The organism is Paenibacillus sp. FSL R7-0302 (genome assembly GCF_038006885.1).
GTDB lineage: Bacteria > Bacillota > Bacilli > Paenibacillales > Paenibacillaceae > Paenibacillus_AQ.
The window spans coordinates 921007-943622 of sequence record NZ_JBBOWB010000002.1 but is presented as its reverse complement, the minus strand read 5'-3'; the positions used below and the strand labels follow the sequence as shown (position 1 = coordinate 943622).

20 protein-coding genes and 1 riboswitch are annotated in these 22616 nt (G+C 52.5%); of the genes, 10 read left to right on the top strand and 10 right to left on the bottom strand.

Annotated elements, in window-relative coordinates; all coding sequences use genetic code 11:
- Positions 1 to 288: 288 nt before the first annotated feature.
- Both MKY96_RS29970 and MKY96_RS29965 read right to left on the bottom strand, forming a co-directional pair.
- Positions 289 to 756 carry a tetratricopeptide repeat protein gene (locus MKY96_RS29970; RefSeq protein ID WP_340946189.1) on the bottom strand — a complete coding sequence of 156 codons (468 nt, stop codon included), beginning with the start codon at positions 754 to 756 and terminating at the stop codon, positions 289 to 291.
- An 86-nt stretch (positions 757 to 842) separates the two neighbouring features.
- Complete coding sequence (locus tag MKY96_RS29965) at positions 843 to 2081, bottom strand: ATP-binding protein (RefSeq protein WP_340946188.1); 1239 nt, start codon at positions 2079 to 2081, stop codon at positions 843 to 845.
- Positions 2082 to 2305: 224 nt separating this feature from the next.
- Here MKY96_RS29965 and MKY96_RS29960 point away from each other — a divergent pair, with 224 nt between their 5' ends.
- Both MKY96_RS29960 and MKY96_RS29955 read left to right on the top strand, forming a co-directional pair.
- Positions 2306 to 3103, top strand: a complete 798-nt coding sequence (locus tag MKY96_RS29960; protein ID WP_036722844.1) for an AIM24 family protein — start codon at positions 2306 to 2308, stop codon at positions 3101 to 3103.
- Positions 3104 to 3160: 57 nt separating this feature from the next.
- Positions 3161 to 4666, top strand: a complete 1506-nt coding sequence (locus MKY96_RS29955; protein ID WP_340946186.1) for a GNAT family N-acetyltransferase — start codon at positions 3161 to 3163, stop codon at positions 4664 to 4666.
- Positions 4667 to 4766: 100 nt separating this feature from the next.
- Here the strand turns inward: MKY96_RS29955 and MKY96_RS29950 are convergent, their stop codons facing one another.
- Together MKY96_RS29950 and hprK are read right to left on the bottom strand one after the other, a co-directional pair.
- Entirely contained in the window at positions 4767 to 5051 is a 285-nt protein-coding gene (locus MKY96_RS29950; RefSeq protein ID WP_036722845.1) for an alpha/beta-type small acid-soluble spore protein, read from the bottom strand.
- Between the two features lie 72 nt (positions 5052 to 5123).
- Complete coding sequence (hprK, locus tag MKY96_RS29945) at positions 5124 to 6041, bottom strand: HPr(Ser) kinase/phosphatase (RefSeq protein ID WP_076080767.1); 918 nt, start codon at positions 6039 to 6041, stop codon at positions 5124 to 5126.
- A gap of 148 nt (positions 6042 to 6189) precedes the next feature.
- On the opposite strand from hprK, the gene MKY96_RS29940 reads away from it, so the two are divergent.
- From MKY96_RS29940 to MKY96_RS29930, 3 genes are all read left to right on the top strand, one after another.
- Positions 6190 to 7851 carry a histidine kinase N-terminal 7TM domain-containing diguanylate cyclase gene (locus MKY96_RS29940; protein WP_340946184.1) on the top strand — a complete coding sequence of 554 codons (1662 nt, stop codon included), beginning with the start codon at positions 6190 to 6192 and terminating at the stop codon, positions 7849 to 7851.
- An 86-nt stretch (positions 7852 to 7937) separates the two neighbouring features.
- On the top strand, positions 7938 to 8867 hold the full coding sequence (locus MKY96_RS29935; RefSeq protein WP_340946182.1) for a phosphotransferase enzyme family protein: 930 nt from the start codon (positions 7938 to 7940) through the stop codon (positions 8865 to 8867).
- 121 nt (positions 8868 to 8988) lie between these two features.
- Positions 8989 to 10392: an S-layer homology domain-containing protein gene (locus MKY96_RS29930; protein WP_340946181.1), complete on the top strand. Its 1404-nt coding sequence runs from the start codon at positions 8989 to 8991 to the stop codon at positions 10390 to 10392.
- 61 nt (positions 10393 to 10453) lie between these two features.
- Here MKY96_RS29930 and MKY96_RS29925 read toward each other — a convergent pair whose 3' ends face one another.
- Positions 10454 to 10960 carry a GNAT family N-acetyltransferase gene (locus tag MKY96_RS29925; RefSeq protein WP_340946179.1) on the bottom strand — a complete coding sequence of 169 codons (507 nt, stop codon included), beginning with the start codon at positions 10958 to 10960 and terminating at the stop codon, positions 10454 to 10456.
- A 125-nt stretch (positions 10961 to 11085) separates the two neighbouring features.
- Here MKY96_RS29925 and MKY96_RS29920 point away from each other — a divergent pair, with 125 nt between their 5' ends.
- Complete coding sequence (locus MKY96_RS29920) at positions 11086 to 11454, top strand: DUF1304 domain-containing protein (RefSeq protein ID WP_036722850.1); 369 nt, start codon at positions 11086 to 11088, stop codon at positions 11452 to 11454.
- A 42-nt stretch (positions 11455 to 11496) separates the two neighbouring features.
- On the opposite strand, the gene MKY96_RS29915 is transcribed toward MKY96_RS29920, so the two are convergent.
- From MKY96_RS29915 to MKY96_RS29895, 5 genes are all read right to left on the bottom strand, one after another.
- On the bottom strand, positions 11497 to 12318 hold the full coding sequence (locus MKY96_RS29915; protein ID WP_340946178.1) for a methyl-accepting chemotaxis protein: 822 nt from the start codon (positions 12316 to 12318) through the stop codon (positions 11497 to 11499).
- A 282-nt stretch (positions 12319 to 12600) separates the two neighbouring features.
- Positions 12601 to 13149 (bottom strand): DinB family protein, encoded by a 549-nt coding sequence (locus MKY96_RS29910; RefSeq protein ID WP_340946176.1) that lies wholly within the window; start codon positions 13147 to 13149, stop codon positions 12601 to 12603.
- 69 nt (positions 13150 to 13218) lie between these two features.
- Positions 13219 to 14166, bottom strand: a complete 948-nt coding sequence (locus MKY96_RS29905; protein ID WP_340946174.1) for a helix-turn-helix transcriptional regulator — start codon at positions 14164 to 14166, stop codon at positions 13219 to 13221.
- A 34-nt stretch (positions 14167 to 14200) separates the two neighbouring features.
- A complete protein-coding gene (locus MKY96_RS29900; RefSeq protein ID WP_340946171.1) occupies positions 14201 to 15577 on the bottom strand; it encodes an amino acid permease in 1377 nt (458 codons plus the stop codon).
- Positions 15578 to 15714: 137 nt separating this feature from the next.
- Positions 15715 to 15794, bottom strand: a riboswitch (glycine riboswitch).
- Between the two features lie 163 nt (positions 15795 to 15957).
- Positions 15958 to 16893, bottom strand: a complete 936-nt coding sequence (locus tag MKY96_RS29895; protein WP_340946169.1) for a DUF5643 domain-containing protein — start codon at positions 16891 to 16893, stop codon at positions 15958 to 15960.
- Between the two features lie 244 nt (positions 16894 to 17137).
- Here MKY96_RS29895 and MKY96_RS29890 point away from each other — a divergent pair, with 244 nt between their 5' ends.
- The 4 genes from MKY96_RS29890 to MKY96_RS29875 all read left to right on the top strand — a co-directional run bounded on the left by MKY96_RS29890 (position 17138) and on the right by MKY96_RS29875 (position 22612).
- The gene (locus tag MKY96_RS29890) at positions 17138 to 18091 is read left to right on the top strand and encodes an ABC transporter permease (RefSeq protein ID WP_340946166.1); all 954 of its coding nucleotides are present in this window, start codon (positions 17138 to 17140) and stop codon (positions 18089 to 18091) included.
- Between the two features lie 15 nt (positions 18092 to 18106).
- Positions 18107 to 19021, top strand: a complete 915-nt coding sequence (locus MKY96_RS29885) for a carbohydrate ABC transporter permease (protein WP_340946163.1) — start codon at positions 18107 to 18109, stop codon at positions 19019 to 19021.
- A gap of 70 nt (positions 19022 to 19091) precedes the next feature.
- Positions 19092 to 20687: an ABC transporter substrate-binding protein gene (locus MKY96_RS29880; protein ID WP_340946162.1), complete on the top strand. Its 1596-nt coding sequence runs from the start codon at positions 19092 to 19094 to the stop codon at positions 20685 to 20687.
- A gap of 212 nt (positions 20688 to 20899) precedes the next feature.
- A complete protein-coding gene (locus MKY96_RS29875) occupies positions 20900 to 22612 on the top strand; it encodes a sensor histidine kinase (RefSeq protein ID WP_340946160.1) in 1713 nt (570 codons plus the stop codon).
- The last annotated feature ends 4 nt before the right edge of the window (positions 22613 to 22616 follow it).

The following is a 22616-nucleotide window of genomic DNA, read 5'->3' as shown; positions in this document are numbered from 1 at the left end:
AAAAGCCGGGAACTCTCCTCGCCACCCCGCGCCAAAGACTCCTGCCCCGGCAGTATAGTCTTCAAGCGGAATAACTCAGTGTCCCGGCTCACAAAGAATGACCTTCCAGGCACCGTACAAAAATCCAGTTAGCTGTGACCAAGAGGACAGACCTCCCCCTTGGTGGCTGGTACGCGTTCTACCCAGCCCGATAACTAGTTCCTTGCGACGGTACGGAATGGCATCCATTTCACCTCTTTGATAAGATTGACCTTCATTGTATGCTTCGGCCAGACCGGCCGTCAAGCCCTAGTGCTTAGTCCCTTTTGCCGCATCCGGTTCTGCATCAGGGCTGGCATCTGAAGCGGAATCCGCTTCGGCAGCTTCTTCTGCATCCTCGCTATCCTCGTCCGCAGCGGCCAGCGCCGCCTTCTCACTGCGGCTCCATTCCAGGAATTCGATAGTATCCTGATCCTCAGGGTCCAGCTTATTTGCCTTCTTGAACGCCTTGATCGCCTGATCGTACTCGTCCAGATAATAGTGGGCGTAGCCGACGCGGAAATGCCAGAGCGGATCTTTTTTACCCTGATCCGCTGCCTTGTTGAACCATTTAAGCGCTTCCCGGTAGCGGCCCAGATTGTTGAGCGCCCGGCCCAAATGTACCGCCAGCTCTTCATCGATCAGCGGTGTCGGCACCTCTTTGATGCGGGATACGATTTCTTCATATTCGTCCGCCTCGTGCCAAGCGTTCAATTGCGCGATTAATTCTTCTCTCATTACCCATAGCCTCCCGGTTAATAGTTCCAAGTTCTCTTAGAGATACTTTATCATTTTCACACCAAGTTTCCCACTGTTGCCGTGCGCTAGGCCGGGATAATGATCCGGAAGACGGTTCCCTTGCCCTTCTCGCTGGTGACCTCAATACGCCCCTTGAGCTTGTTAATCGTGTTATAGGCCATGACCATTCCGAGCCCTGTCCCGTCTGCCTTGGTGGAGTAATACGGCTTGCCCAGGCGCGAGATCTCATCCTTGGTCATTCCGACACCGGTGTCGCGGATGGTAATGATAATATTCTGCCCGCTCGCGAAGACAGAAATAGACAGGACCGCATCCTCCACCCCATCCATCGCTTCAATCGCATTCTTGTACAGATTAATCAGGCATTGCTGCATCCCATTACTGTCATAATGGGTGCTAAGCGGGTTGTTGAAGCTGAATTCAACCGCAACCTTGTGGATCGTGGCATACGGCAGGATCACATTCTTGGTGTATTCACATTCAGCCATCAGGTTGGAGTAGACCCGGCTCTCCGACTGCGGCTTGGCAAAAGACAGATAATCGCTGATGATCTTCTCCGCCCGGTTCAGCTCCAGCAGTGACAGCTCGACGTACCCCTTCTCCTCCGGTGTGAGGTTCTTGGAGAGATTAAGCAGCTGGAGAAAACCGCTGGTCACGGTTAACGGATTGCGCATCTCATGGGAGACGCTGGCCGCCAGCTCACTGACCACATTCAGCCGCTCCGACTGCATAATCCGCTCACGGTTCCTGAGATTCGCCAGGATCTGCTCCAGCAGGATCATTAGGATCACCATGACCACCGCATGCGTAGTTAAGGCATAGAAGGCAAGCGTCCAGAACTGGGTATCCAGCTTATCCATGATCCGGCCCAGAATGATCAGATAACAGCCCATAGTCAGGACCACGATGGAGGTAGCCCACAAGATCCGTCCCTTGGGCTTAGAACGGAGAAATCTGGCGCTTATGGAAGGAACCAGAATGAGGACTGCTGTCGAAAAAAGTAAAGATTGGACGGTTCCCTCACCGCCTATGTAGAAACGGTACACATTCAGAATCACATATAAGGGCAGGGTATGTTTGTACCCTCCATACAAGGCCGCAATCACAAACGGAACATACCTCAAGTCAAAGATGAACCCGGTCTCCAGCCGGATCGGCTTAGCGATACACAGGATCATGGTGGCGGCGATGAGCAGTACAAGAATCTTATGATTGTAGGCGTGGGGCCTGTTTTCGAAGAAAATCAGAAATATCAGCACCGGAAACAGCATAAACAAAAAATTGAGCAGCAGCGTCTCAAACAAGGCTAACTTCCTTTCGGTTCTAATGCTGGTGTCAAGAGATACGTTTGTATTCTGAGCACTATACTTAGAACATTACGCTAACCTGATATTAGAAGTAAAGGAATTATTGTATGCGTTTTTTCTCCCGGAATTCAAGGATACCCGCGAGAAGTGTCGAATACGTATGCTTTGAAGGCATGATGCACAGAATTGCATAACTACAGCTACCGAAGGAGCGGGTATCCATGGCTTTTACCATTAATAATCTGAAGGACAATTCCAACGTTATCATTAAAGAGCAGCTAGGCGGCTTCAGCATCATCGAATACAAAGAGGATCTCAGCACCACTACCCGGTATGAAGCAGAGACCAACTTCTTCATGAGCAAGAGCAATATGCGCAACAAGCAGCTGATGATTGAGCTGAATAACAATGAGGTGATGCTCAGTGCCGGAGCCATGCAGTATATGATCGGCAATATCGAGATGACCTCCGGCATCAAGGGCGTAGGTGGACTGATGCGCAATATGCTATCCGGGGCGGCAACCGGAACCAGTGCAGTCAAGCCGCTCTACAAGGGAACCGGAACCATCCTGCTGGAGACCACCTACAAATACCTCTGGCTGATTGATGTGGACAACGACCATATCGTAATCGATGACGGCATGTTCCTGGCTTGTGAGACTACGCTCGACATCTCTGTTGCGGCACGCAAGAACATCTCCTCTGCCGTCCTCGGCGGTGAAGGGCTGTTCAACCTGAGCGCGCGCGGCAAAGGGATTCTTGCCCTCGAAGCTCCCATTCCTTCCGAGGAGGCTGTCGTGGTCGAGCTGCAGAATGATGTGCTGAAGGTGGACGGGAATTTTGCCCTCATGTGGTCCAACTCTCTGGACTTCACGGTCGAGAAGTCAGGCAAGACCCGTCTGGGCTCCGCCGCCTCAGGCGAAGGCCTGGTCAACGTGTACCGGGGAACCGGCATGGTCTGGCTGGCCCCGCTCATGAATTACAGAAACAGCCTGCTTCAGGGCACGCCTACTTCATAATGATGCTGGGGTACCGTCCCACCCGCATGAACCCAAGGGAGAGGAGGCCCTGTCTTTATGTCCATTCAAGCTGTGCTGTTTGATTTCGATGGAACCCTGGCAGACACCTTGCCGTTATCCTTTCGTGTCTTCCAGGCTGTATTTAAGCAATATGACCTGAGAGAGGTCACCCGCGATGAGCTTGTCGCGATGTTCGGTCCCACCGAGGAAGGCATCATCAGCGGAAATTTCACAGATCCGGCTTCGGTTCCACAAGCGATAGAGGATTATTATTCAATATATAAGCTGGGACACACCGAAGAATTCCAGAATAATGCACACATCCTTGGATTACTTCAAGCCTTGAAGGCTCGGGGAATGAAGCTTGGAGTCATTACCGGTAAAAGCAGGCGGGCCTATCAGATATCGGCCGGAGCGCTGGATCTGGAGCATTTCTTCGATATCTCGATTACCGGCGATGATGTCGCGAAGCCAAAACCTGATCCCGAAGGTATACAATCGGCATTGCGAACACTGGGCATTGAACCATCCCAGGCCATATTCGTAGGGGACAGCAATGCGGATATTCTCGCAGGCAAGGCTGCCGGAATGCGGACCTACGCTGTCCGCTGGCTACCCACCTTCCAGAGTCAGGCCTATGATCTTGCGCCGGACGGCATTCTGGAGAATGTTGCGGAGTTCCAGCGGCTTCTCCAATTGAATAACATTATACCAATGACCTACCATTCTAAGCAGCAGGCAGCGGACATTAAGGCGTTAGAGCAGCAGTGCAGCCAAGCCGATTCTATCCAATTAAGCTCCGATCTAGAGCATCTCGTCAAGGAAGACGGCGACCATGCCCTGCTCTGTTACTGCGAAGATCAGCTCATTGGCCTGCTTAGCTGGTTCGCTGCGGACAGTGATTATGCACAGATCAATGCCATGGTCCATCCGGATTACCGCCGGCAAGGTGTGTTCCGCAGCCTTGTGAAACGTGCCAGAGCAGACATTGAGCCTCTTGGCGTACACCTGCTCAGCTACAAAATTCCCGCCAGCTCGCAGACAGGACTATGGGCGGCGCAGGCCCTGGGCGGGGATTTTGACCGGTCAGAATACGCCATGTCCTACGCCGGTATGAATTCCGCCAGCACGTTTCCTTCAGAGCTAATCCTGCTTCCCGCTGCGCCTGAGGATTTCGAATTCATAGTCTCCTGCTCCTCCCAGGCCTTCGGAGAATCGGAAGACGATACGCGCAAGTACTTCACACAGACGGATGAGCCAGAGCGGATAACGTATATCGCTTGGACAGGGAGTGAACGAATCGGCCTGATCCGGGTCAACTATATCAATGAGGATACGGCTTTTATTCATAATTTCTGTATCCTGCCTTCCCATCAGGGGAAGGGGGCTGGCGGGAAGGTGCTAAGACAGACCGTCGGTATCCTGTTGCAGAAGCCTTACCCGGTTATTCGCCTAAGTGTTGTCACCGGGAATGTCCGGGCGCTGAATCTCTATCTCCGTGCCGGATTTAAGATTAACTCAGAGTACAGATATTACAGCGGCAGCCTGTACCTTGAACCGTAATTGCAGCTTTAACTACAGTCAGCACATGCCAAAAAAGATCCTCTTTCTGATTAAGAAAGGGGATCTTTTGCAATGCGGCATAAAAATCTTAGAGCGCATGCTACGACTTCTGCTTACCCGCCAGCTGCTCCTGTGCCAGACGCACCATCTCACGAACCATGGAGCCTCCGATGCGGCCGCCAATCTGTCCCGCCGATTCGGTCGTCAGCTTACCGTTATTACCGGCCTGCAGCGGGATGCCCAGTTCCTTCGCCACCTCGTATTTCACATCGTCCGGGTGATTCGGATCTACGTGATATCCTTCCTGCCGCATAACCTCCGCTTTGAATGTCTGCATTCCCTGGGCGGACCCTGGTACAGCATACTTTCTGCTTCTTCTCGCCATTTAAGGACACACTCCCTTGCTGTCTTTCCTCTAAGTTACCCAGGAGTGTTGGCCTTCATTCCCTGTCGTCCTTTAAGACTGCATCCCGTCCTCAATCCGCTGCATGAATTCTTCCACCGCGCTGTAGCCCAGCTGCTTGAGATACCAGTTGTTCGCAGCCGCTTCAATCAGACCCGCTACATCGCGGCCCGGCTGAAGCTGGACCTCGATATGCGGGATCTGCACCCCGAGATATTCGGTGAACTGGGGCACCAGCTCCAGCTCATTGTTGAGTGAATTCTCCTGCCAGGGGGCAAGCTCGATATCCAGCACAATCCGCGTCTCATCCTGGAACGCCCGCCGCCCGTACTGCCGCACGACGTTGATCAGGCCGATGCTGCGCAGGGCCAGGAATTCACGTGTGGTCTCATTGTGGGTCCCGAGGAGCGTCGCCGGACCCAGCTTCTTCAGCACCACAATATCATCAGCTACGAAGCGGTGGCCCCTGCGGATCAGCGTATGCGCCGTCTCGCTCTTGCCGATCCCCGACTTGCCCCGCAGCAGGATACCGATCCCCGACACGTTAACGCATACCCCGTGGATAGACAGTTCGGGCGCCAGCGTCTTCACCAGGAAGCTGTCCAGCTTGGCGATGAATTCGGTGGTCACCTCCGGCGTCCGCAGCAGCGGAATGCCTTCCTGGTCACAGAACAGCGTCAGGTAAGGAATCTCCTGCTGGCCGCTGGTCACGATGAAGCAGGGCGGATGGTATTTGACGATGTTGCCAATATGCAGCATCCGCTCCTCTACACTCAGCGTTAACAGGTAGTTGATCTCTTTACGTCCAAGGACCTGCACCCGCTCCATCGGAAAAAAATCAAAATAACCGACAAACTCCAGACCCGGTCTGTGCGTCCTTGGACGGGTGATGTTCCGGTCCATCCGGCCCGCTCCGGCCAGCACCTCCAGATGGAATTTCTCTACAAGACTCTGCACGCTAATAGACTTCATGTGGTCCCCTCCCAATCCAATATTTTCCGATAGATTTATCTAAAAATCTTGTAATCTGCACACGCTAATTATATATTAAAAACAATATATAAGACCTAAGACCCACAAAAATCAATAAATACTATTAAAATCAAGAAGGTGTAACATATTGGCCTTAGCCTCTTGGATTGACCTGATTATGTGCTTCCTTCTGTTCCTGCTGCTCATCTATATCGTGGCTACGGTCACCATTACCAAGCTGCACAAGGTCTATTTAGGGTTCCATTTCTCCATGCTGATCTGGCCTTACTGCCAGTTTGCCATAAGAACCGTTGATGATCCTCTCTATCAGCTCTTTTATGTGAAGCTTGCCTTCGTGGATGCTTCCCTGCTGGGCCTGGGCTGGATCTTCTTCACGATTCTGCTTGCGGGACAATCCCAGTTCCTGAGTAGAAAAATAGTGTCCGCGCTGGTGATCCCTGCAGTACTGACCTCCCTCGGAGTGGTGCTCAATCCTTATGGATGGTTCGTCCGTCCGGTGAACGGAGGGTATGTGGAGCGGATCTACGGACCTATTTTCTGGATTAGCATAAGCGTACTTGCGATTAACGCCATCATGTCCATGTATGTCATCTACGTGGCTCTGACCTCTAATCAGGCTGCACGGATCAAAAATCAGGTTATGTATATGCTCAAAGGCATTACAGCCCTATGCGTCTTCCTTATGATCGATGTGCTTCTCAATGTCATTCTGGATGACTATCTGCCGGTAATTCCGGGCTTCACTTCGCTGGGTATCGTGGTGTCGGCTACGTTCTTTGTGATTACGATCCACCAGGACAAAGTATTCGATATCGTAACTATCGCCCATCAGGATATTATCAATACCATGGAATACGGAATTCTCGTGCTGGATGACCAGGAGCAAGTCGTAGAGATCAATCATGCCCTGCATCCCTATATCCCGCTTGTGACGGGTGCGGCGTTCAACATGAGCAGCTATCTGCCGGATGATCCTGCCATGAAGATCGAGTCCTTCCTTGAGAAATACCATGGGTATCCGCTGGAGACAGCCGAGCTGGAAATTCTGTATCCCCTTATCCAAATGGTTGTCAGTATTCATGCAGCACCCATCATGGTTAGTGGCAGCCGGGTCGGACGGATTGTCACCTTCCAGAATGTTACCGAGATCCGGCGGCTCATCGATGAGACGAACCAGCAGAATGCCATCCTGAAGGAACGCAACGACTCGCTGGTGAAGGTACAGGAGGAGCTGTTCCAGACGAACGGCAAGCTGAGGAAGCTGGCGATCACCGACAGCCTGACCGGCTGCTACAACCGGCATTATCTGATGCAGCAATTGGAGCAGGAGGCGCTGCGGGTCAGCGATACCCGGACACCTTCGACTATTATACTGATCGACATCGACTTTTTCAAAAAAATCAACGACCAGCACGGCCATCTGGCCGGAGATATGGTCCTGTGCAACACAGTGGAGCTGCTGCAGCGCAGCCTGCGGCCCTCCGATATTCTGGCCCGCTACGGCGGAGAGGAATTCATTATCTATTTGCCGGATACGGATGGAGCCGAGGCGCGGCGTCTGGCGGAGCAGCTGAAATCCGAGGTTGAGCACAATACCATCCACATCGATTATATCGATGAGCCTGTGTCCATCACCATCAGCATGGGACTGCTCAGCATCGCCGAATTCAAGATCCCGCCTGCCATGGATGCGACCACCTACCTGAACGACCTGTTCAAGTCTGCCGACAAAGCCCTGTACGCCGCCAAGCATCAGGGCCGGAATCAGATTGTTGCGGCGGAGGTATAATTATAACTAATGTTTCTCTATACACCTGTCTTTCTCCCATAGGATAATGAATAGCAGTTGGAGCCATTCAAAGGGGATGCTGCCAGATGAACCATGATCATCTTATCCGTGAGATTAACCAATCCTACTCGTTACGTATTGAGCAGATCAAGCTTTACAGGGAGATGATTGGCTCGGTTTATTTTGCAGAGGGCGGGGGTAAACGTTATGTGTTCAAAATATACCGCAGCTTCAAAACAGCCGATGCCATGCAGTCTCTTCGAATTCTTGACTACTTGCAGGCTCATTCCTTTCCGGCTGTGACGGTCCTACGGACTTCCGGACACAAGAATCACATTCTTCTTGAAGCTCAGGAGGGCCGGCATACCGCTGTGCTCTACGACTATGTAGAGGGTGACACTCCTGATGGACTAGCCGAAGCGGAGCTTATCGGTTACCAGACAGCCGAGCTTCATAAGCTAATGCAGAATTACCCTGAAAAACAACTGATTAAGCGGACAAAAAAAGAATATATTGATGATTATCTCTCTATTATGAGCGAGTTGGACTGTGATTCTAACTCCGTGGCTGCTCTTGAACAATATGGAAATGAATTGTGGGGCCGTATGTCAAAGCTCCCGCATGGCTTTTGCCACGGCGACCTTCATACAGGCAACATGATTAGGGACAGCCACGGACAGTATATCTTTATGGATTTTGATGATGCCTCCGGCGACTACCCCTGCATGGACATGGCATACATGTCTGACGCTACTCATTTTAATCGATATCACGACTCTATGTATGATGCTACCCAGCGTTTATTTGAACGCATCTATACCGGGTATTGTAAGGTGCGAACCCTGAGTGACATTGAGATCTACGGGATTTTCGACTTCATTGCGGTAAGGCATTATCAGATTATCTCCCGCATTGTCCGCTGCCAGGGCCTACAGTCTGTATCGAAAGAATTCTGTGATGAGCAGTATGGATGGCTTATGAGATGGCAGGAGATTTGTATGAGAAAACGGCACTAGCCCGAAGCGGCCAGTGCTTTTTTTATAATTTTGTTTTTTTAGTTTTGCTGGAACCTTTTTGACTAAGCTGCCGTCTAAGATCACAAATAAACCACAAACTACTCTTGCGAGGTGACTGGACATGAAGAAGACATTCAAGATGATAACCCTATCCGCAGCAGCAGCTCTGGCGCTCAGCTTCACAGGACAACAATTCGCCTCGGCCGCAGCCTTCAAGGATATCCATAACGTGCAGGATAAAGACAAGATTATCGCGCTTCAGAACAGCGGACTGATTAAAGGCATCAGCGCGGATCTGTTCGGCCCGAGCCTCAGCATCACAGCAGCCCAGGGGGTGCAGATGATCGTGAGTGCGCTTGATCTGAATCTGGATACGATCCGGTTCGTGAAGGAGCCGCATGCCACCGACTATTTCAAGAACGCGAGTGACTCCGCCTGGTATGCACAGGCGCTGATTATTGCCGGTGTGCACGGCCTGGACCTGCCAGCGGACTTGAAGCCTGGTGAGAAGCTGACCCGCGAAGAATTTACCTACCAGCTCATTGATGCGATGGAGAACACGAACCGCCTGCCGATGATTAAGCCAGTGGTGGTGGAGTATGCCGATCAGGATCAGGTGCAGGTAGAATACTCCGGTGCCCTGCAGCGTGCGCTGAATTACGGTATCCTGAAGCTGGATGGTAGCGGCAAGCTTAACCCGAAGCAGGAAATCACCCGTGCGGAAGCGGCAGTAGCCATCAGCAATGCACTCGCTTATCTGAAGGCACATCCAGCCCCTGCTGCTACGGATGAGGTCCTGACCGCAGAACAAGCTGTGAAGGTTATTAAAGAAGCGGTCGGTCCTGAAGCCGGCCTGCAGATCAAGATTGCTCCGGCGGCCAGCATGTCACGTGAAGCCTTCACGTATCTGTTAATCCATACGTTACAGACCAGCGGTCAACTGCCGATGATTAATGTCATTCCAGTAGACGTGAAGGACGGCGATCAGATCGACATCCTGAACTCGGGAGCTATCCAGACCGCCCTTGCTCTTGGCTTTGTGGAGCTGGATGCCGACGGGAACTTCAATCCAAAGGCGGCAATCACCCGTCCTGAGGCTGCTTCCATCGCCGGAAATGCCATGAATTATTTGAAGGCCCATCCGGCACCCGGTGCTGTAAGCAAGACAATCACCGCAACCGAGGCCGTCCAGTTCATCAAGGATGCTGCCGGGCCTGAGGTGAATCTTCAGATCAAAATCGATCCGAATATGAGCGTAACCCGAGAATCGTTCACGTATCTGCTCATCAACACGCTCCAGACCAGCGGCCAACTGCCGATGATCAAGCTGATCCCGGTGGAGATCAAGGATAACGACAAGATCAATATCCTGAACTCAGGAGCCATTCAGACCGCGCTTGCCCTCAACATCGTGAAGCTGGATCAAGATGGAAGCTTCCGTCCGCAGGACGGGGTCACCAGTGCTGACGCAGCGGCAATGGTCAGCCAGGTGAAGGCCATCCTGAGCGGAAAGTCTGCGAAGTAAGCAACATATGTCATTTATCTTACCCCTTCTGCGAACATGCGGGAGGGGTTTGTGCTGTGTTCTACAGCATCAGCACCATCAGATCCTCGTCCAGATACTCGCTGCCAAGCTTCATCGCCCTTGGCTCTGTGCCGTAGCAGACGAATCCAAGGGATTCGTAGAGCCTTTTGGCCGGAGCGTTATTGGAGGTTACGGTCAGCGTAAGCTGCTCCAGCCCCGGTGCGGCCTTTGCCTGTGCAATCAGCTCCAGCATCAGCGCGCGGCCCACGCCATGTTTGCGGGCAGCCGGATCTACATATACTGCATAGACATTAGCTTTGTGCTGAATCTTGGGCCTGCTCTCCCGGAACAAGGTAGCCATTCCCGCCAGCCTCTGCTCCCCCTCCAAGAAGGCGCCCAGGGTGAAATGCTCATCGGAGGAATCCAGCCTAATCCGGGTAGTCTCGATAGACAGCTTCGCTTCCGATTCATAAGAGCTAAGGAAAGCTTCCGGGTGCAGCTGCAGCGACTGCAAACGAAGCGCACGATAGCTTTCGGCGTCCGGGGGGGCCAGTGTTCTGATGTACATTTCCTTCCTCCCTTACAATATGTATTCAATAAATTGACAAAAGGCTAATATTTGGTTATATTTAGGTTTGTAAAATTATATTTTGCGCAATGTAAATTCCTATCACTTGAAAAGAGGGACTTCTTATGATGACTGTAAGTTTAATTCTTGTTGCCTTAGTAGCACTTGAGCATGTGTACATACTTGTACTGGAGATGTTCCTGTGGACCACCCCGAGAGCACAGAAGGCGTTCGGATTGACCCCTGCCTTCGCACAGGAGACGAAATCGCTGGCAGCCAATCAGGGCTTATATAACGGCTTCCTGGCAGCCGGTCTAATCTGGGGGCTGCTGCATCCAAGCGCGGACTTCGGGTACCAGCTGCAATTGTTCTTCCTGATCTGTGTGGCGGTTGCGGCCATCTATGGCGGACTCACTTCCAAGAGATCTATCCTGCTGATGCAAGGCCTCCCCGCCTTTCTGGCGCTGGCGGCCACATTGATCGCACACCTGTAAGCTTCACGGAGCGATGCAGGCAGCTTCCTCTCTGCTCAAGCCTTACAGCTTCTGCGCGAACTCGTTCAACTGCTCAGACATCGCCCGGATCTCCTCAATGAAGCTGGACATCTCTTGCGTTGAAGCTGCCTGCTCTTGTCCCACTGAGGCAATCTGACCGATGGATTGGCCGATTCCCTTCATCGCTGCCTGGATCTCCCGCAGGGTGTCCCGTATCCGCTGCGCGGATTGCTCGGTCTCCTGTGAGAACTTGCGGATTTCTCTGGCGACAATGTCGAAGCCCCGGCCCCTCTCTCCGGCATGGGCGGCCTCAATGGCCGCATTAATTCCAAGCAGATGCGTCTGGTCGGCAACCTTCCTCAGAACGGCCAGCACTTCACTACTTTTGTGGACACTATGGGCTGTCGACTCTGACTGGACCAGCAGCTTCTGAGAGAAGCCGGCCAGCTGGTTAGACCCGCCCGCTACCTGCATGATCCGCGCATTAGCCTGATTCAGGGACAGTGCCATCCGGTCGGCAATTTCCCGCAGCTCGGTCTGTCTGCGTACCTGAATGCAGACCGCCCCACAGACACGTTCATCCTCTCCATGTACCGGAAGGACCGTACCCACAAATTCGTATCCATAATACTCTTTGGGAACGTTGGCCCTTGAGTATTTATCATTTTTTAGTGCGTGATACAGAGGTTCGTCCGCGTGAATAATCTGCCCGGCGCGAATCCCCAGATCGATGGAATCGCCGGGGTAATAGGCAAGGAACTTCACGGTATCACAGACAGCAATCGATATATCATATGGAAAGGCAGCTTTCAGAATCGGTGCCAGATTCACTATATCTTCAAGAGAGCGGACGATGTTTTTCATAGGTGTGAGTCTCCTTTTAGTCAGGTGGCTTCAGGGTACAGCGAAATCAAGAGTTAAGTTCGACATTTTATGACAAACCTCCTTTAATCAAAAATGAATAATTAAAAATTGATTTTCTCCGCCTACTTGCTGGCGTGCCCAGTGTGGGCGGTTTTTCGACCACATCTGGCCCGCGCGCCTTCGGCGTACCTAGTGTGGGCGGTTTTTCAACCAAAAAAAGCCGAAGCCCGTCAGTCTTTTGCTGACAGGCTTCGGCTTTCCTTCGCTCATTGCGGCTTAACTCTATTGTACTCCTGCCGCTATTGCATCCTTCAACCGGTCCAGCTGCAGCAAGTGATGGCGGTAGTGCATCTCGATCAGCAGATACCATTCTGCCGCAGACAAGGGGCCGAACCGGGGATGAGGGACGGTACTGTGCTCAGGTGCCTGCGCAAGCTTCGGCAAGGTCTCCCGCATCCGTTCAACCACCGTGTTCAGGCCCTGGATCAACTGCTCCTTGCTCTCCGGCTGCACCGGCGTATACTGCGGTGACGGCGGAACATGAACACGTACAGGCGGGAAGCTGCCCCCGGCAAAAATTGCTTTACCCTCCGGGGTCATCTCTGCTTCATTCCCCGCCGCTTCCCCGTTCCCGGCCAGACACTGATCGATATTACGGAGCTGCATGTACAGCGCCGACTGTATCAAATGCTGGACCATCTGCCCGAGCGACCACTCTCCCTCACCAGGCTGCCGCAGCAGTTGCTCCATACTGAAGGTATCTAATTCCATAAGATAGTGATTCGCAGTCTTCTCAAAATGCTCTAAAGCTTCTATAAGATTCTTATTCATAATATTCAGGCAGCTCCTTTATTCCTCGGTCTGCCCTGAATATACACAACCGCTCCTGACAACGTTATGTCAGTAGCGTTCCAGCATTCTCGCCGCTTCGGCCCGCACAAGCTTCCGCAAGGCTTCCGGCTCCAGGACAACCGCCCCCGATCCCCAGCCAAGCACCCATTGCAGCAGGTCCTCGGGCTGGCGCACGCGGAAGGTCATAAGCCTGCCGTCTGCCCGGTCCTCCACTTCCTCCAGATAAAAGTTCCCGGATTCAGCCGCCTTGCCCGCTATCTCCGGCTGAACCAAAATGCACACGCGTACATGGCGGTCATCCTCCGGCTGGTACTCGTGCAGATCAAAATCCGCAGGTGCTTCGAACCGGTCATCCAGAATGGTAAGCCCGCTCATTCTGGATAAGCGGAAATGACGGATCTCCTGCCGCAGCCCGCACCAGGCCACCAAGGTCCATGCGCCTCTGTTCAGGACAAGTCCATACGGCGAGGCGGTTCGGACACTGCGGTGACTTCCGTCAGCTTCCTGTCTGCCCTTTGTATACCCGAAGCTGATCTTCCGCTGCTCCAGAATCGCGCGTCGGATCTGCTCCATGTACTCCTTCTCCTGTCCTTGCAGCCTATCTTTACGGGTACTCAGCAGCCGGATGCTCTGGCGGATGCGGGCGGCATTCTCCTTGACATCATCCGGCAGAACCGCTTCAATCTTCCGGCCTGCTGCGGAGGCCTGGTGACCATACTGAGTGTCGAACCGCTGCTCCACGAAATCCGTTCCGATCAGCAGGGTCACTGCCTCCTCGGCCGTGAAGCTGACCGGGGGCAGGAAATACCCTTTTACCAGTGAATATCCCTGACCCGTAGCTCCTACCACTGGCACTCCGGCTTCACTAAGCGCCTGGATATCGCGGTAGATGGTTCTTACACTCGTCTCGAAGACGGACGCCAGATCCTCTGCCCGTACGACCCCTTTGCGCTGCAGCTCCAGTACGATGGCTAACATGCGGTCTGTCTTGTTCATGCGGCGGCTGCACCCTCTTCATCCTGAAATCAGTTTATGTATTGATTATACTGATTTCCTGTTCACTTTTCTCCTTACGGCTTCGAATGGAATACAGAACGAACAGCAGGATGAACCAGAGCGGGGTGAACAGCAGCGCTGGACGGGTCTCATCGGCAAAGAGCATGATGATCAGAATGGTGGCGAACAGCGCCAGGACAGCATAGTTAATTACCGGGGTGAACGGCGCTTTGAATTTGGAAGCGGCATGTAAGTCCGGGCGGTTCCTTTTATACTTGATATGACAGACCAGCACAACGCCCCAGACCCAGATGAAGCAAATGGCACTGATCGTAGTCACGATGCCGAAGGCCTGACCCGGAATAAGCTTGCTGAGCAGTGCCCCGGCAGAGATCACTATAGTAGAAATGAATAGGGAATTCGCAGGTACATGATTCCGGTTCAGCTTACCGAGCTGAGGGGAGGCCTGATTCCGTCTGCTCAGATTGTAGAGAATCCGGCTGGTCGAGAACATCCCGCTGTTGCAGGCAGAGGCCGCCGAGGTCAGCACAACGAAGTTGATAATGCCCGCAGCGACGGGAATGCCGACCAGACTGAAGGTGCGCACGAACGGACTTTCAGACGCGCTAAGCTGGGTCCAGGGATTAATGCACAGCAGCACGAAGAGCGCGCCGACATAGAAGAAGAGAATCCGCAGCGGAATTTTGTTGATCGCGGACGGGATGTTTTTCTCAGGATTAGCCGTCTCCGCTGCCGATACCCCCACCAGCTCCACGCCGACATAGGCGAATACCACCATCTGGAAGGAGAACAGGAAGCCCTTCACCCCGTTCGGGAACACGCCCCCGTGCTCCCAGAGATTGCGGACCGACACTGAGCCTGCATCCGTCTTGAACTGGGTCACCAGCAGGACAATCCCCAGGCCGATCAGAGCCAGAATCGTAACCACCTTGATCAGAGCAAACCAGAATTCGAGTTCGCCGAAGCTTTTGACCGTGAGCAGATTGAGCCCGAGCAGAATGATCAGGCAGATCACGGCCGGCACCCACTGCGGAATATCGAACCAGTACTGCACATAGACACCCACCGCAATCACATCGGCCATCGCCGTCATAATCCAGCAGAACCAGTAGGTCCAGCCTGTAATGAAGGCCGCGCGCGGCCCCAAGTAATCCTCAGCAATGTCTGTAAAAGACTGATACCCCGCCTTCGAGAGCAGCAGCTCCCCCAGCGCCCGCATCACAAAAAACACGGCAATCCCCACGATCAGATACGTGAGCATAATGGAAGGCCCGGCCTGCTGAATCGCCTTGCCTGAGCCCAGGAATAATCCTGTGCCGATCGTACCTCCGATGGCGATTAGCTGAACATGCCGGTTCGCAAGCTCTCTTTTTAATTCTGTCTGTGCCATACCTGTTTCCCCCTTAATGAATTCAACGCTGTAAATAACGCAAAAAGGAGACTGGATGTCATCCAATCTCCCGGTTCATAAGAAGTTCCAAATAAGCTTCTGCAGCAGCGGCTAATCCGCACGGCAAAAAACAAATCCGGTACTCTTCTGTCCTTTTGCCTGAGATTGTGAACCCTTCGGCGCTGCGGTTCCCCGCAGTCTCTCCAGAAGCTGCTCCAGCTATAGTGTGATCCATAGCCTTCATAGCTTGCGAATATTTAATTATTTGAAGCTGACTTCATGTAAATATTTTTCAATTCTATGCACAGTCCAGACTTCTGTCAATATCATTTGTTACTCTCTTGGTCATCGCCGGGTGTCCTGCACTGCTTCATTGCAAGTTATTTAACCGTAATTTTGGTTTCCAGGTCTTTATAATAAGTTTTAGCCCACTGGCCCTGCTTGTCTTTGAACATCTTCCCGCTGGAATCTTTGGAATACGTAAAAGGCTTAACGCTAATGGACTTCGGAACGGCTGGGAATGCACTATAGTTCTGTTCCTCGGTACCGCTTGTCCGGACTTTCTCAAACGGCTTGCCCCATGGCGAAATCACATTTCCTTTCTCGTCCACAAGGTCATATAACATTCTTTCCGGGTTGTTCACCTTGGACTTGGCCGCTGCCGGAACTTCCCCCTTAAAGGTCACCTGCAGAGACATCGTTAACGCGGTCATCTCGAAGGAATTCACCGTATAATTGAATTTGTTGTTCTTCTTGGAGACGCCCGGCTTCAGGCTTAACAGGGTCCCCAGCTTGTTCACTTGAACTTTGAAAATAAACGGCTCCTTCACCCCGTTGGCGTATGCCTTCAGCGTCAGGTCGAATTTGTCCGGGATTTGCTGCTTCATGGCTCCCTTACTCAAATAGATCAAGGCTGTGTCCGTATCTTCCAAATTGGGAATGATGGAAGTATCAAACAGCAGCTTTTTCCCATTGATTAACACGTCCACATTCCTGGTCTGGTCCATGAAAGAACCGTTCTTGTCCACCGTCCCTCCCTCCTGCCGGATGCCTGCGATAAGTTGATTACTGTCATAGATCAGATCGGTTAGAGTCAGGGTCACCCCTTCCTGGGTCACGGCCTGATTCGGGGCAGCAGCAAGCCCTTTCTGGAAAATAGCCTTCAGAGTGGCGTTGTCGCTGGCCGCGAACGCGCTGTCAGCCTTAGCATCCTTGTTGACATTGGCTGCCGCCGCTACGGGTACAGTGAATCCCCCGCCGACAACTGTCCCTCCGAGTACAGCGGTTACTGCTGTTGCTATAATTGCTTTCTTCATCGTATTTAAGCTGATCGTGTACATAGTTTCTCTCCTTTGCTTATTAAGAATATACAGGTATAACGTTCACCTGCTGCTATTTTGTGACAGGAGCGCAGAATAACCTCCTACTTGCACAAAGTCATTTTTGAATAAACAGGGTCATTTGCAAGAGAGAATTCGGTTCAACCGCTCTAATATAATAAATTCATCCAGAACAAGTAGAGTGAGGTTAGAACTTATGGCAAATCCCGCACCACAAGCTATGAACACCAAGTTAGCGACACCGCCCCAGGGCCGTTTCGGCCGTCTGCTGCACAATATCGTGCGATACCGGGTGCTGCTGCTGATGCTGCTGCCCACATCGATTATTTTTTTCATCAACTGCTATATTCCAATGTTCGGATTATTCATTGCCTTCAAGAACATCAACTACGTGGACGGCATTATGGGCAGTCCCTGGGCCGGGCTCGACAACTTCCGGTTCCTGTTCGCCACCTCTGACGCCCTGCGCGTGACCATCAACACCGTGGGCTACAATGTGGTCTTCATTATCTCAGGCCTCATTCTCTCCGTCTCGCTGGCGATTGCGATCAATGAGGTGCGTAACAAGCTGGCCTCGAAGTTCTTCCAGACCGTCATGATTATGCCGAACTTCCTGTCCATGGTCGTGGTCAGCTTCATCGTCTATGCCTTCCTGCACCCGGAGTACGGCTTCCTGGTCAAGCATATTCTGCCAATGTTCGGCTACTCCTCAGTGAATGCCTATATGCATCCTAACGCATGGCCTTACATTCTGTGGATCACCAAAATGTGGCACTCCATCGGGATCGGCAGTGTCATCTACCTTGCAGCCATCACCGGCATCAGCGAAGAGCTGTACGAAGCTGCGGTGATGGACGGCGCCAGCAAATGGCAGCAGATCACCAAGATTACCCTGCCGCTGCTCACGCCGATCATGGTCATTCTCACGATTCTTAACATGGGCGGCATCTTCCGCTCTGACTTCGGGCTGTTCTACCATGTGACCCTGGACTCCGGTGCGCTGCGCTCAACTACGGACGTTATTGACACCTATGTCTACCGGGGCCTGATCCAGCTCAACGACCTGGGGATGTCCTCAGCGGCGAACTTCTATCAATCGGTCGTCGGCTTCTTCCTGGTCATCGGCGCGAACGCTCTGGCCCGCAAGCTGAACCGCGATACGGCGCTTTTCTAGAAACGGAGGATTCTAATGACTACTGCATCCCGAAGCAACCCATATACCAAGGGCTCCACTACCGCCCAGATTATTCTGAATGTGTTCTTCATCGCCTTCAGCCTGGCATGTATTCTGCCGATCCTGCTCATTGTCGCCATCTCCTTAACCAACGAGAAGGCCTTGACGCTGCAGGGTTACAAGTTCTGGCCCGATCATATCGACGCGTCTGCGTACCAATATCTGTTCAAGCATTCGGAGACACTGGTTAAGGCGTATGGCGTCAGCCTGACGGTTACAGTGATCGGAACTGTGCTGGCCGTGCTGCTGATTGCGCTGTATGCGTATCCGCTCTACCGGAAGGATTTTCCCTTCAAAAAAACATTCAACTTCTACCTGCTGATCACCATGCTGTTCTCGGGAGGGCTTGTCCCCTTCTATCTGCTGTACGTGAACTATCTCGATCTGAAGGACTCGCTGGTTGCGCTGATCCTGCCCGGCCTGTCCAATGCCTTCTATATCTTCATCACCCGTACCTTCTTCCAGCAGACGATCCCGGAGGAGATGATTGAATCCGGCAAGCTGGACGGGGCCTCGGAATGGCGGATATTCTTCCAGCTTGTGCTTCCGATCTCCCTGCCTGTTCTGGCTACGATCGGTCTGTTCACTACACTGATGTATTGGAATGACTGGTTCAACTCCATGCTATTCATTAATGACACCGACAAGTTCTCCCTGCAATACGTCATGATTCAGATGATCCGCCAGGCGGAATTCTTCAAAACCCAGCTTGCAGGCAGCGGTGTCGCCCTGATGGTCCAGGAATCCGTTCCGACCGAAAGTCTGCGGATGGCTATGGTCGTGCTGTCGATTGGTCCGATTCTGTTCATCTATCCGTTCTTCCAGAAGTACTTCACCAAGGGCCTTACGATTGGTGCGATCAAGGGTTAAGCGGTCTAGCTCTGGCGTAAATGCCGGTTAGAATATATGATCTAATTATCATTCGAGGAGGTTCATACAAATGAGAACAACAAGAAGCTCAGGCACGGTGCTTGCCGCTCTGACTGCCGTGATACTGGGCATTACCGGATGCGGCGGGGGCAATTCAGGTCCATCCGCCCCGTCCAAGGCAGAATCGACAGCAGCAGCCGCAACAGCAGGCACGGAAGGCAGCACGAATCCTGATACCTCAACGTTCCGGAAGCTGAAAGTGTACACGGTCGGGAATTTCCCGCAGAATGATACCAAGGCGGTTGTAGATGAGATCAACAAGTATCTCAAAGAGAAAATCAACGCCGAGATTGACTTCCAGGGACTCCCTTGGTCCTCCTGGGCCGAGAAGATGGCACTGGCTTACCAGTCCGGTGAACAGGTCGATCTGACCTTCGCCCCCAACTGGGCCGACTTCGCCAATAACGTAGCCAAGGGCGCGTTCCTTCCGCTGGATGATCTGTTAGCCAAATATGGACAAGGCATCAAGGAGACCCTTGATCCCCGCTTCCTTGACGGCGGAACTGTAGACGGCAAAATCTATGCGATTCCTACCAATAAGGAAATTGGTGAGAGCCATACCATTATGTTCCGCAAGGATCTGGTAGATAAATACGGATTCGATGTGAACTCGATTGAGACGCTGGAGGATCTGGAGCCATGGCTGCAGACGATCAAGGAGAAGGAACCGGCAATTGCGCCGATCTGGCTCTCCGGCAGCGGCTCCGATACCCTGGGCTACTTCGATAAGACCAGAGAGAGCATGAAGGAGAACTTCCGTTATGAGCTGGTGGCCGGCGCTCCTGCCGGAATTGTACTGGATACCAAGACTGATAAGATGGTGATCAGCTCCATGGAATCCGACACCGCAATCTACCGGATGAAGCTCTACGGCGACTGGTTCAGCAAAGGCTACATCAATAAAGATGCTGCAACGACCAAAACCAGTACTGAAGACGCTTTCAAGGCCGGCAAGACCTGGATGAAATTCGGTTCAGACAAACCGGATTCCGACAAGGAAGATTCCATCGCCACCGGCATTGAGCTGGTGAAGCTGAAGGGGAATGAGCCTGAGATCAGTACAGCCAGCGTCAGCAACTCCATGATGGCCATCGGACGCACCTCGATTGATCCCGAGCGGACCATGATGCTGCTGAACCTGCTGCATACCGACCCGGTGCTGGTCAATCTCATTGACTTCGGTGTAGAAGGACGGCAATATGTGAAGGTGGAAGGCAAAGAGAACTTCATCAAGCTGCCTGACGGCATTGCTACCCGTGCCGATACCGGCTGGGCTCCGGGCATTGAATGGATGTTCGGTAACCAGACCATAACCTATCTGTGGGAAGGCGAAAGCGCCGACAAGTGGGAGAAATTCAAGGCTTATAACGAGAGCGCCCATAAGGTGAAGTCCTTCGGCTTCAACTTCAATACCGACGCTGTCAAAACACAGGTCTCCGTGGTCAGCAACATTATCAAGGAATTCCGCCCGCTGCTGGAAACGGGCAGCCTGGGTGTAGATAAGGTGCTTACGGAGTACAATAAGAAGCTTAAGGCTAACGGCATTGAAGAAATCCGCGCCGAGGTTCAGAAGCAATACGATGCCTGGAAGGCCAAACAATCCTAAACAAACAAGTGGAAACGACGATGCCGTCCTTTTTAGGGACGGCACCCGTTTCAGCGAGAAATATAAGGATAAGTTGTCGTGTGGAATATACAAATTCTTATATTTTAAGCTGAGGGGAAGGACGGCTGCCGTCCTTCCCCTTTCCTGCCGCTCAGCGTGTAATTGTACCTAAGATAAGGGGGAAGACTGTGAAACTATCATTGCGATTCAAAGTGAGTGCCCTTGTCCTGCTGCTGGTCACGCCGCTGTTCCTCTTTCTCTCTTACACCAACCTCTATTCCACCAACATTGTCCGGGAGAAGGTTGCGAAGTCCGCTTCGGACACGTTGACCCTGCACTTAGGTACACTCGATGAGCTGCTGGAGCAGACCAGCCATTATCTGCTGCGTACGGCCAATGAAAACATGCTGCTGGAGCTCTATTCCGACAGCGGTCCCGACAGCGTCAATTATTATCTGTCCATCCGTAAGCTGATGGACCAGTGGTACAGCGATGTCAGCTACTATACCATTATCCGCAGTGTCTTCGTCTACCATCAGGACCGGGATGAACTCTTCCTGAGCAGCCAGAAGGAGTATTACCAAGAGAAGGAGATGATTGCCTCGGGGCTGTCTTCACACCTCAAGACCCCTAATCTCCAGGCCTCCCTGAAGTGGGAGACCGTGACCCTCGGCGGAGAGCCGGTGTTATTCAAGGTGCTGCCGGACAAGAGCGGCCGGCTTCTCATGGGGGTACTGGTCAGCATCGACTCTCTGGCCCAGCCCCTGACCCAGCTGGAGTCTACCGGGGGCAGCGGACAGGTCGGCATGATCGACAATGACGGTAAGTTACTCTGGGGCCAGTTCGCCAGTGAAGATCTTGCGCTCATCCGCAGCCGGCTTAATCAGCCCAACCCTCGTGCGGATGCCTCGATTCGCCTGAGTAACGGCAATTCGTATCTGCTGATTGACAAGCCCTCCCAATATTCCAATCTGAATGTCTTTTTCCTGCTCGACGAGAAATCCATTCTGGACGAGCTGCCGGTCTTCCAGCGGATCATCAAGGTGATTCCCTTCGTCATTATCCTCGTAATGGTTATCCTGCTGGCTCTGCTTAGCAGACTGGTGTTCAAGCCTATCCAGCAATTGACCAGCGGGATGCGCATCCTGGGGAAGGGACAGCTGGAATACCGGCTGAAGGATGGCAACAGCAGGGAGTTCCAGATCATTACGATGCAATTCAACCAGATGGCGGAGCAGATCGGCAATCTCAAGATTGATGTGTATGAGGAGCAGATGAAGGTGCAGCAAGCGGAGCTGAAGCATCTTCAGGCACAGATCAATCCCCATTTTTTCATGAATTCCTTGAACATCGTCTTTCATCTGGTAGAGCTGAAGCAATATGCGCTAATCAAAAAAATGATCGGACATCTGGTCTCCCACTTCCGGTTCATCATGAATACCAACGACGCCTGGCTTCCGCTGCGCAGCGAGCTAGGTCATATTCAGAACTACATTGAGATCCAGATGGTTATGTATCCGAACAAGCTGTCTTATGAGGTGCTGCTTCCGCAGGAGCTGGAGTCTACGCTGATTCCGCCGCTGCTGATCCAGCCCTTCGTCGAGAATGCCATCAAGCATGGCTTCATTAACAATTCGAAGCCCTTCAATGTCGGCATCACAGTCAGTGAAGAAGCCGGAGAGAGCGGCGATTCCTGCATTGCCATTCAGATCCGCGATTCCGGGCCGGGCTTCTCCGCGGCTCAGCTCGACAGGCTCAATCATGGCGTATATGAGCGCAAGCCGACAGACCGCCATCTGGGAATATGGAACGTATACAGACGCATGCTGATGTTCTATAACAACCGGGCACGGCTTACCTTCCACAATGCTCCAGACGGAGGCGCGGTTGTGGAAATCAGACTACCCGTTCAAAAGGAGCTGTGACGTT